9 protein-coding genes and 1 pseudogene are annotated in these 10,107 nt (G+C 61.7%); 5 read left to right on the top strand and 5 right to left on the bottom strand.

Translation table 11 applies throughout. From position 1 onward, the window contains the following. Nucleotides 1-320: 320 nt before the first annotated feature. The 3 genes and pseudogenes from G6035_RS19835 to G6035_RS19825 all read left to right on the top strand — a co-directional run. A pseudogene (locus tag G6035_RS19835) lies at nt 321-548 on the top strand (cytosine permease); the annotation flags it as partial. 206 nt (nt 549-754) lie between these two features. Further along, nucleotides 755-1,450 carry a cytosine permease gene (locus G6035_RS19830; RefSeq protein ID WP_218063366.1) on the top strand — a complete coding sequence of 232 codons (696 nt, stop codon included), beginning with the start codon at nt 755-757 and terminating at the stop codon, nt 1,448-1,450. 42 nt (nt 1,451-1,492) lie between these two features. Then, nucleotides 1,493-1,705 (top strand): hypothetical protein, encoded by a 213-nt coding sequence (locus G6035_RS19825; protein ID WP_218063365.1) that lies wholly within the window; start codon nt 1,493-1,495, stop codon nt 1,703-1,705. A 56-nt stretch (nt 1,706-1,761) separates the two neighbouring features. Here the strand turns inward: G6035_RS19825 and G6035_RS18760 are convergent, their stop codons facing one another. From G6035_RS18760 to G6035_RS18740, 5 genes are all read right to left on the bottom strand, one after another. Next, complete coding sequence (locus G6035_RS18760) at nt 1,762-2,484, bottom strand: FAD:protein FMN transferase (protein ID WP_176618622.1); 723 nt, start codon at nt 2,482-2,484, stop codon at nt 1,762-1,764. Between the two features lie 53 nt (nt 2,485-2,537). Beyond that, complete coding sequence (locus G6035_RS18755; RefSeq protein WP_371131072.1) at nt 2,538-3,005, bottom strand: FMN-binding protein; 468 nt, start codon at nt 3,003-3,005, stop codon at nt 2,538-2,540. An 8-nt stretch (nt 3,006-3,013) separates the two neighbouring features. Further along, complete coding sequence (locus G6035_RS18750) at nt 3,014-4,387, bottom strand: ferric reductase-like transmembrane domain-containing protein (RefSeq protein ID WP_176618621.1); 1,374 nt, start codon at nt 4,385-4,387, stop codon at nt 3,014-3,016. A 208-nt stretch (nt 4,388-4,595) separates the two neighbouring features. Next, on the bottom strand, nt 4,596-5,297 hold the full coding sequence (locus G6035_RS18745) for a YbhN family protein (protein WP_176618620.1): 702 nt from the start codon (nt 5,295-5,297) through the stop codon (nt 4,596-4,598). Between the two features lie 137 nt (nt 5,298-5,434). Next, nucleotides 5,435-6,010 carry a recombinase family protein gene (locus G6035_RS18740; RefSeq protein WP_176618619.1) on the bottom strand — a complete coding sequence of 192 codons (576 nt, stop codon included), beginning with the start codon at nt 6,008-6,010 and terminating at the stop codon, nt 5,435-5,437. A gap of 752 nt (nt 6,011-6,762) precedes the next feature. Between G6035_RS18740 and G6035_RS18735 the strand changes: the two genes are divergently transcribed. Continuing rightward, nucleotides 6,763-7,476, top strand: a complete 714-nt coding sequence (locus G6035_RS18735; protein ID WP_176618618.1) for an ABC transporter ATP-binding protein — start codon at nt 6,763-6,765, stop codon at nt 7,474-7,476. Beyond that, complete coding sequence (locus tag G6035_RS18730; RefSeq protein ID WP_176618617.1) at nt 7,473-10,061, top strand: FtsX-like permease family protein; 2,589 nt, start codon at nt 7,473-7,475, stop codon at nt 10,059-10,061. The genes G6035_RS18735 and G6035_RS18730 overlap by 4 nt, the downstream gene beginning before the upstream one ends. Nucleotides 10,062-10,107: the final 46 nt, after the last annotated feature.

The following is a 10,107-nucleotide window of genomic DNA, read 5'->3' as shown; positions in this document are numbered from 1 at the left end:
GGCCACGGTGAATTTGGGGTGAAGCGCGGGCGATCAGGGTAATGAAGCTTCCCAACCATCCGGGTCCACGGGGTGCCTTCAGCCGGCGCCGGCGCGTCCGGCCTGGCCCGTGGTCCTTCTAATGCACCCGAATGTTTCCCGGGCCATTCCGGGCGGTGCCAGACGCGCGCAGCATCCGAAAGGGAGTCGGGAATGCGCGGAAGGCTGGTCGTTGCGGGTTCCGCCAGGAACAATGAAGGGGATTGATTATGAGCAAGAACACTGGGCAAGTGCAGGGCCGGGGGCTGTAAGTCCGCTCCAGCGACTACGTCCCTCTCAATGAAGGGCACGGCAAGGTCTCCCATATTGGCCCGTTCTGGTTCATGAGCAATGCCCATATTGTCACGCTGGCCGTGGGGTTTATCAGCATCACGACGGGCGGCAACTTGACTTGGTCCTTGATCGCCATTGCCCTGGGAACCCTGGTGGGCACCTTTTTCATGGCGGCGCACTTCTCGCAGGACCCCCCCCAGCTTGGCCTCCCGCAAATGATCCAGTCCCGGCCGTAGCTCGGATACATCGGCGCCCTCCTGGAGCGGCTGTTCGCCTACTTGTAGTACGCCGGGTTCAACGTTTTCAACACCGTGCTTGCAGGCCAGGCCCCGCCCGCGTCATTGCATGCCGGGTCCGGGGCCGTCTGGTTCTCGCTGGTGCCCATCATCGCCGTCGTGGTGGGCCTGTTTGCTACGACCTTATCCACGGCTTCGAGCGCTACTTGACGTACTTGACCATTGTCATGTTCGTCCTGCTGACGGTGGCGGTCATGGCGCACCTGAGCATGCCGGCCGGCGCCTACAACCTGGGGGATTTTCATCTGGTGCCCTTTCTGGACCAATTGGGCGTGGCAGCCGGATACCAGATCTCATGGGCGTTCTATGTCTCCGACTACTCCAGCTGCCTGCCGCCCGCCTCCTCCCGCGGCACCTTCCGGTGGACATTCTGGGGCAGTGCGCCGGACGGCATTTGGGTCATGTTCCTGGGAGCATTTATCGCAGCGGCCGTGGACAAGAATTTCGACACCATCGCCTCCGTCGAGGGCACTGCTGGCAAATTATTTCCGCGCTTCGGCTTCATTGTGCTGTCCATTGCGGCCCTCGGGCTGGTGTCCGTCACGGCGCTAAACATGTACTGCGGCTCCCGGACGCTGATTTCCTCGATTGACAGTGTGCGTCAAATCCGCCCGACGCTGCGTCTTCGGGTGACCACCGTTGTGACTGCGGCCGCAATCTGGCTGCTCTTTGCAAATCTCGCATCTGCGGACTTTCTGGCCAGCTTCAACGATTTCCTGCTGCTGGTCCTGTACGTCTTCATCCCCCGGACTGCCGTCAACCTGACGGATTACTTCATTGTGCGGAAGGGACACTACGCGAGCGCTGAGATATTCAAGCCCAACGGCATTTACGGGCGGTGAGGCTGGCCAGTCATCATTGCCTACCTGGTTGGCTTCGTCGTCGTGATTCCCTTCTTCTCCGCCGGTGCGCTCTTCGTTGGGACCGTGGCCGCGGCGACGGACGGCGCGGACGGCTCGCTCTTCATCGGCCTGCCGGTCTCGGCGTTTCTTTACTGGCTGCTCACCCGAGGGATAGGCGTGGACGGGGAGGCGGAGCTGGCCACGGCCCAGGCTGCGGAACTCGAACAGGCCGCGCACAAGCACATCCTGCCCTAAAGATGGCGCCCGGCTGATCTTAGGGGAGCCCGGCCGCTAGATACTCACGCAGCGGTTCAGGCCCCGGTGGCGCCTGCCGGAAAGTTGGGGGTCCGCCAGCTCTCTCCGGCGGCGGTGACCGCGAACGCTTCGATGCCCGGAAGTCTGGTGACCCATGCCCTCGCCCGATCGCCCATGGCCAGCGCCGCGGTGGCGTACGCGTCAACGGTGGTCAGGTGCTCGCCGACAAGTGTGATGCTGGCGAGTGTGGAAGCTGGCTCTCCGGAGTTCGGGTTGATGACATGCAGTCCGCGTTCGGCCGTGCTGGACGTGGCGATCGCCATGTCCGTGCCGGTGATCGTGGCGGCCAGTGCGCCGCGGCGAAAAGGGTCTGCTATGCCGATTGTCCACGGTCGGCCGGGGTCCGGTCTTCCCAGAAGCTGGATGTCCCCGCCTCCATTTAAGGCGTGGGAGGTTGAACCCCCGTCCCGAAGCATGTCGCTGGCCCGCTCGATTGCCCACCCCTTGACCATTCCGGACGGGTCAAGCCCTCCTGGAAGCCGGGCGCTGAAATACCCGCCGCTGTCCCGTCCGGCCTGTTCGCAAAGTTTGAGCACTTCCCGGACCTCGGCCCTACAGTCCTCGAGGCGCAGGCTGCCCCTGTCCAGGCGGCAAATCTCACTGTCTCGCCTGTAGGTGGAAAATAGTGCGTCCATGCGGTGCAGCCAGTCGACGACGGCCTGGAGAAGGTTGGGACTGACGCCCGGTGCCCGGATGTCAAAGGAAAAGACCGTCCCCATGCACGACTCCACCCTGCGTTCGGGACCACCACTCAACGCGCTAGCTTCCGGGCTCACTCGATGCCGGCCTGGTCCAAGGCGCTCTGCAGCGAGGTCAGGTAGCCTTCGCTGGTGTAGGTTCCACCGGAGACCATGTCCACGTGTGCGCTCTGGGCGGCAAGCACTTCTTGGGTGAGTTGGGGCACGGCATAGCTGTTGATCTGCTGGTCCCTGCCATTCCCGGAGGGGACCTGGATGGCTGTCACATCCGTGATCTTGGTTCCGGTCAGGGTGACCTGCACCTGCACGGGACCGTATTGGGTGTCCACCGTGGAGCCGGTGATCTTCCGGGGCGCGGTTGCTGCATTCGGCAAGGCGGTTGCGGCGGCGCTCCTCGAGGGCTGCGGCGTGGCCCCGATGGTGGGTGGGGCGGCGGCAACGGGTCCCGTTCCAGTCGCCTGGGACATGGGGTGGGTCTTAAATCCGAGCAGCAGAACGAGCCCGGCGATGGTGGCGGCGATGGTGATGATGGCGCGTCGCACATGTGCTCCTAGAATTCGAAGGATTCGTGGTGGATCTGCCGTGGGCGCACGCCCGCGGCCCGCAGGCCCCTGATGGCCTCGGCGGTCATGCCCGGCGGCCCGCAGAGATAGATGTCCCGTTCGGCAAGATCCGGAACCGCCGCCGTAAGCCGGCGGGCCGAGAGCGGGTTGGGCCCTCCGGATCGGCGTGCGCCGATGAGGTAGTGCACCCTGGTGCCCCTGGCAGCGGCAATTGCGTCGAGTTCGGGGCGGAACAGGACGTCGGACTCGCGGCTGGCCCGGTACATCATGAGCACCTCGCCCGGCGCACCCTCAAGGGTCTCAAACAAGGTTCGCAGCGGGGTGATCCCCACCCCTCCGCCCAGGAGCAGGACCTTCCGTCTGCGGCGAAGCCCGGCGGTGAATGCGCCGTAGGGGCCTTCAGCCGCGACTTTTGTTCCGGGCTTGAGGTATATGAGCTGGTGGCTGTGTTCGCCCAGGTCCTTGACGGTGATGCGCAACCCTCCGGGTGCGGCCGGGGCTGAAAGTGAGAAGGGGTTGGCTGCCCACCAGGACTCCCGGGTGAGAAATCGCCAACGGAAGAACTGTCCAGGTTCGGTCTCCAGTTCCTCGAGGTGGCGCCCCGACATGACAATCGACACGACCCTGGGGCCCTCGGCGTAGACGTGCTCCACCCGAAGGCGGTGGCGCAAGGCCTGCCGGATGGGAGTGAGGATCCGGTACCAGAGCAGAAGCACCCCCACGGCGACGTACAGGGCCGACCACAGGATCCGGGCGGGCAGGTTGTTGATGAAGTCCGCCCCCGTGGAGAACTGGTGGCTGAAGGCCAGGGCGACGGCTAGGTAGGTGTAGAAATGCAGATAGTACCAGGTTTCGTACCGTAGCCGCGCCCGTGTTGCGCGCGCTGAAACCACTCCTATCCCCAACAGCAGGAGCCCGGCTACTGTTGCGGCCAGGACGTCCGGGTAGCTGAGTACAAGCACCACGCCTTGGTGCACAATGTTGGTGTGGGAGGTTACGGCGTATCCCCAGGTGATGAGGAGACCGTGGGCCATCGTCAGTCCGACGGCGTAGCGTCCGCCCATGGCATGCCAGCGGGAGAGACGGTCGGTCCCGACGCCACGTTCCAGTGGGGGAGTGCGGGACATCAGGGCGATGAGGACCACCATGGCGTAACCGGCCAGCAGTCCGGTAATGCGCCCGGCCACGGTCAGCCAGTCGCCAAGACCTGAAACCGATGGGGTGTCGAACCACCACAAGGCCAGGACGGCGGCCGCCCCGGCATAAACCAGCCACAACACTGCGGCCGGACGGGCGCGCCTTAGCTCGCCGTGCCCCCCGCCGGCTTGCGGCATGGACTTCGCCCGCAGCACATCGACCATCCGCTGAACCCCGTCCTGCGATCATTCCCCTGTGGCTCACGCCGAGACACTAAGCGGCAACCCTGTACGTGGAGGTTACGCGCCGTATCCGACCACTTTCCCGCAATGGTCTGAGAGCCTGCTGTGACTTCGCGGCCGGTCGGGAGGGGAAAGCTGGGGATTCCGGTCCGCTGGGAGCAACCCGATCAGGCACGCCCGGTGTGCGGGCCTAATTGTACCCATGGCCCCGGATGGTCAAGCAGCCGATGTCAATCATCCATCGCCAATGGCGTCTGCGCCGGCGTCGGGGAGCCTGGGCGCCGGTAGGGTTCCCGATGGCGAGCGGCTGTCGGTGGATAGACACGGCGCCTTCGCCCATGCCAACCGACATGTAGGCCAGCGCGCCCAGCGGGAACGGCAGCCAAAATTCCAACAGGCGCCAGGCCGGTACACCCAGCAGTGTGGCTCCTGCCGGAGTGGCAAAGCCGGGCAGCGCCCGGACCATCACGCCCTCAACGAACCCCAGACCCCCAAGGGTGAGCGGCAAAGTGGCCAGTATGTTGCCCGCCCCATACACAGTGAGCAGGGGGCCGATCCCCAGATGGGGCCCCAATGCCGCCAGCACCACCCAGACCGCCTCCGCGTCGAGGTCCCAGTTCAAGATGGCGCATACCAGGCTGATAGCCAGGCGGCGTGGATTGCCGGCCATGTGCCGGACTTGCTCCGACCTCGTCCGAAGGAACGAAGAGGCGGAGTCTGCGGAGACGAAGGGCACGTAGTCTGCCAGGGCGCGGACCATTCCCAGGGCCAGTTCCGTACGCTGGGTCAGAAACCAGAGCCCCGCACCCGTCGCCAGCAGCGCCGCGAGGGCAGCCGCCGGTGCGGTGCAACAGGTGGAATCGGGCTGCCGCGGCCGTGGCACCGCCCCCACGTACTACATCGGCCTTGGGGACCAGCGGTACAGCGGTTGGCGCTAAGTGTGTGATCGTCGTCCCGGGTTACGGTTCATCTGGTGCCATAGTCGTCTGCGCTCCGGTGGGGCATCAGTGATGACTGGCCTTTGACGGATCAGGCGTTTGGGCGCAGGTGGCGGTAGAGCGTTGCGCGGCTCCAGCCGACCAGGTGCGCCGCGTCTTCCGCGGTGCGCCCCTTCGCACGGGCGTCCTTCGCGATCGCGAGCTTGTCCGCGATCACCGACGGGTCGGAGAGCGGCCGGCCAAAACGGGTGCCACTTTGCCGGGCCGCCGCGATCCCGGCATTGACGCGCTCAACGATCAGCTCGCGCTCATACTCGGCCAGGGAAGCCAGAAAGTTCAGCATCATCCGCCCGGTCGAGGTCGCCGGGTCGATCCCGTCCGAAATGGACCGGACGTTCACGCCGCGTTCGCGCAGCAGGTTCACGGTGTTCAGGACATCGACCAGGGAACGGCCGAGCCGGTCGACCCGCCAGACCACCACGGTGTCCCCTGGCTCGGCGTACTCGAGCAGCTTCTTCATCCCGGGACGCTCGATCGCCGTCCTGCTGCCGGAGGTGACATCGGCGAACACATCGCGCTTCTGCACCCCGGCATTGACCAGCGCATCAAGCTGAAGCTGCGCATCCTGGCTCGAAGTACTCACACGCGTGTATCCCAAATGTCTCACGCCCTCATTTTGACTCAGAAACCTCTACGTTGCAATCGATTGAGACGCTTTACGGCGGGACGACTTTCCGAGACATTTTGTGCCCCGTCATCTCGGGCCAGACGATTTGAGGATGGGGACCCGTGCCCATGTCTCAAAAAACTATAGATTTTCAAGGCATCTCTCCGACATGCCGTCACGGGATGATAACCATTTCGCAGCGAGCGTTGACTTCGATTATGCGTCTTGCTAGGTTCTGATTTACAGCGGAATTGTGGGGAATGAGCTGATATTTTTTTATTTCCTAATATACTTGGTCCGGTCCCTTCGCGTTGTATGTGGCAGCGTTTAGCAAGCTGCAGTTCCCTGCCTTATCCCTGGCGGGGAAGGCGAAGGAGGGAATACTTCGCCCCTTTACAAAAGATGTCCAGATTCGTCACTCAATGAATCGCACTTTTAGGGGTAAATCATGTTTTCCAGTACCAAGCGGCGTTCTGCCGCAATAGCTTCGGTCCTCGCAATTGGGGGCACTTTGCTGATGGGCGCGCCGGCCCAAGCGGCGAGTGTTGACTGCATTACGTGGACAGACAGCGGCAGGGCTCATGCCACATGCACCATCTATTCTGGCCAGGCCAGGGTCCGGGCGGACTGCGCAGCGGCCCCTGACCTCTACAGTCCATGGTCGGGCGTTGGCACTTGGGGCATGTGGACAGATCCGTGTCCTTGGGGCATCAGTGGCGCCATCCTAGAGACGCGTTACTAGGCTGAATGGCATGGATCAATTCTCCGCAGCCAAGTCCGGGACGCCAATTCTTCGTGTTCGTTCTTTGAGTCACTCGTTTAATCAGGGTGGCTCTGAGTCGGAGGTGTTGACGGATGTTTCCTTGGATGTCAATTCAGGTGAAATGGTTGCGGTGGTTGGTCCATCAGGATCAGGTAAGTCCACGTTGCTGCTGCTTATTGCTGGTATTGAGCAGCTTCAACGTGGCACTGTTTCAGTAGCCGGTATTGATATCGCCACGCTCACGGATGAGCAGGTCCATGACTACCGTCGGCAGCGTATTGGCCTGATTTTCCAGAATTTTAACCTGTTGGGTACTCTGACATCTTTGGAGAATGTGGCCCTACCTCTGGAGCTTGGGGGGATGCCGCGGAAGCTGGCAGCTATGGCTGCCAAGGAGGCTCTCTCCTTGGTGGAAATTGATGCGGACGCTTGTCATCGCTTTCCGGATCAGCTTTCCGGTGGACAACAGCAGCGTGTTGCCATTGCGCGATCGATAGTGGGCGAACGCCAACTGATCCTTGCCGATGAACCTACCGGGGCCCTTGACGTCGCCACGGGACGTGAAATTATCGGCATTCTCCGTGAACGGGTGAGTTCCGGGGCTGCCGCAGTCATCGTCACCCACGACCCCCAAGTCGCCGCATCCTGCGACCGCGTCGTGAATCTATTGGACGGCAAGCTACTGGCAGGAATACCACTTTGAGATTCAAGATCGGGGTGATTGCCCTCGCAGGAAGAATCGCGTTCAGGGAACTGAGACGAGACCTGAAAGTCAGCCTGTTGATCGTCGCGCTCATTGCCCTGCCAGTCGCCGCAGGAACCACGTTCACGGTAGTTTCCCACAATGCCGCCCTTACCGTTCAGCAGCGCATCGATCGTGCCCTGGGAGGTGCGGATGCTCGTATTACACAAAGCGGGACCCGCCAAAGCGACCCAAACACCGTCCTTGGCGCCGCGCAGTCGGGCCTTGTCAAGGCGCTAGGCTCCGGAACACAATTGGAGGCCCTGGTACAGGTTCCGGGCGTTGCTCGGATCAACGGTCAAGATGTGGCCTCCACCATCACATTAGTTGACCAGAGGTCATCATTGACCCAGCCGCTCTATGTGCTCCGGGATGGAAAATGGCCCACCGCCGATCGTGACATCGCCGTTTCGCAGGCGGTAGCAAATCGTCTCGGAGCGACAATCGGAACCCACATCAATGTTGCAGGTTTCCCCACAGAACTGACGATCACAGGGATCGCCGTTGATGTTGTGGACACTGAATCCACGTTTCTGACGATCCCCCTGGATGAAGCCAACCTCACTGCGGCCGTCAGCGGAAGCACATCAGATGAAATGGTCATGGTATGGCTGGTTCGTGCCGGTCCCGACCAACTTCAAAACTCCGGCCTGCCCTTTCTAGATCGGCAGGGCGTTCTGGACCGGATCGCCAACAACAATGTCACCTTCATACCCATGTTCCTTGGCGTTATTGCCCTCATTGGAGTTATCACTCTTTCGGGCTTCATGGCAGTCTCGCGCAAACAGCGACAATCTCTGGGTCAGCTATCCGTCGTCGGTGCAGGACGAACGATCAGACGGAACATCAGTCTCATTTCCGCCGGAGCGCTCTCCATTTGTGGAACCCTTCTCGGCGTTGCGGTTGGAAGTGCTACCAGTTTGGTCCTGCTTCCAGTCCTGAAAAGCCGAAGTCATCAGGATTGGTTGTCCGGGCAAGTGCCGCTTCTTGATGTAATGCTTCTCGTGGTGGCCACGATGGGCGTGGCGTGGTTGTCGAGTGCACTGACTGCCCGTTCCGTTGCGAAATTCACGGCTCGGGAAGCGATGAGTAGCAGGGACTCTGGTGCCATCAGAACCACGCGGGCTGGGGTCCTTGTCCCTGGTGTCATTGCTGCCGCCGGTGCCACAGTGATGCTGATGAGTTCCACGTCAGCATCGTTTCCCATGACTGTTGCAGGAACATTCATGCTCTCTATCGGGGCGGTCCTGCTTCTGCTGTCAATCATCCGCAGGTTGTCCCTCGGTGACTTGGCCGGGCCGATCTGGTTCAGACTCGCCGTTCGTGATGCGCTACGCGCTCCGGCCCGGACTCGCGCCGTGGCCCTGTCAACAACGTCAGTGGTCGCGTTGGGGACTGTCGCTGCTTTCCTGCTCCCCAGCCTTGCCCTGAGCATGGGTTATACACCTGACCTACCCCCAGGATCAGCCCAATTCACTACTAGCCAACAACTGCCCCCTTCAATAATCAACGATGCTCAAGACGAGCTGGGAGCAAAGGACGCCGTGCAGTACCAGCCCGCTCTCCGGCGTACTTCACAAGGGATGCTGAGTTATCTTCAAGTGATAAACCCGCTGTATGACTGTCTCCACAATACGCCCGTGCGCCCGGGCGTATCCGTAAGCACCAACGTATGCGCAGAGAAGACGGGCTTCTACGTCATGGCCCCCAAGGTAGCCCTTGTTGATGCCAAAGACCTTCCCATATTTCTTGGCCTACAGCCTAGCCAGGAACAGTTGGATGCGTTCAACTCCGGCACGGCCTTGGTAACGTTGCCGCAAGTGATCACACCAGCCGGCACTATCCAGATCCGTAGCGGAACGGCAGCAGTCTCCGGGGCTGGGGCCACCTCAATCGGAGGAAAAGGCACCGATCCAACCCAAGACACCTTCGAGCTTGCCGCACTGGCCGCAGGCACTAGCTATCAAAGCAACCAGGCACCAACAGTCCTGCTCCCCATGAAGCTCATGGGCCGGCACAACATCACCACCGGCAACGAATGGAGCCTGTTTTTACGTGCCGATTCCACCCCGACAACAAGCCAGCAAGATAAGGTCCTTGCTATGCTGCTCAAAAGTACAGGAGGAGACGGCAGGCTCTATGTAGAACGCGGAGACCCCTCGGAACAAACAGCACGCACTGTAATAACTGTCGCCACTGCACTTATCGGCCTAACCACGGTCACGGTAATACTGCTATTCGTCGTCCTCTCCAACCTGCAGGTACGCAGAGACGCGGCCATACTCAGCGCCGTAGGAGCCAATCGCAAAAACCGACGCATAGCATCGTCCGTGCAGGCAGCCCTCACCGTCTGCATCTCCGTCACGGTAGCGCTGCTCACAGGCATCCTCGGTGCCCGAATACTGGCCATCAGTGAAAATGCGCACTTCTCTTGGGGTGCAGGCCCAGCTCTTGCAACAACCGCCGCAGCCGCATGCTTCACATCCCTGATCATCGGCTGGTTCTCAAGCCCGAAAACTACGAAAGCACCGCGCACCCTCGAATAGGGTGCCAGCCCGACGAAAGCTTGACCGCAGATAGCGGCGCCCTTTG

The organism is Arthrobacter sp. SDTb3-6 (genome assembly GCF_013376095.1).
GTDB lineage: Bacteria > Actinomycetota > Actinomycetes > Actinomycetales > Micrococcaceae > Specibacter.
Note: the sequence above shows the minus strand (reverse complement) of the source record. Positions and strands in the feature narration are given on the sequence as shown.

Excerpts from the sequence above, each read along its gene's own strand:
- G6035_RS18760 (WP_176618622.1), bottom strand. The coding sequence starts at position 2,484 with ATGGGGACGGTCTTTTCCTTTGACATCCGGGCACCGGGCGTCAGTCCC.
- G6035_RS18750 (WP_176618621.1), bottom strand. The coding sequence starts at position 4,387 with ATGGTCGATGTGCTGCGGGCGAAGTCCATGCCGCAAGCCGGCGGGGGG.
- G6035_RS18735 (WP_176618618.1), top strand. The coding sequence starts at position 6,763 with ATGGATCAATTCTCCGCAGCCAAGTCCGGGACGCCAATTCTTCGTGTT.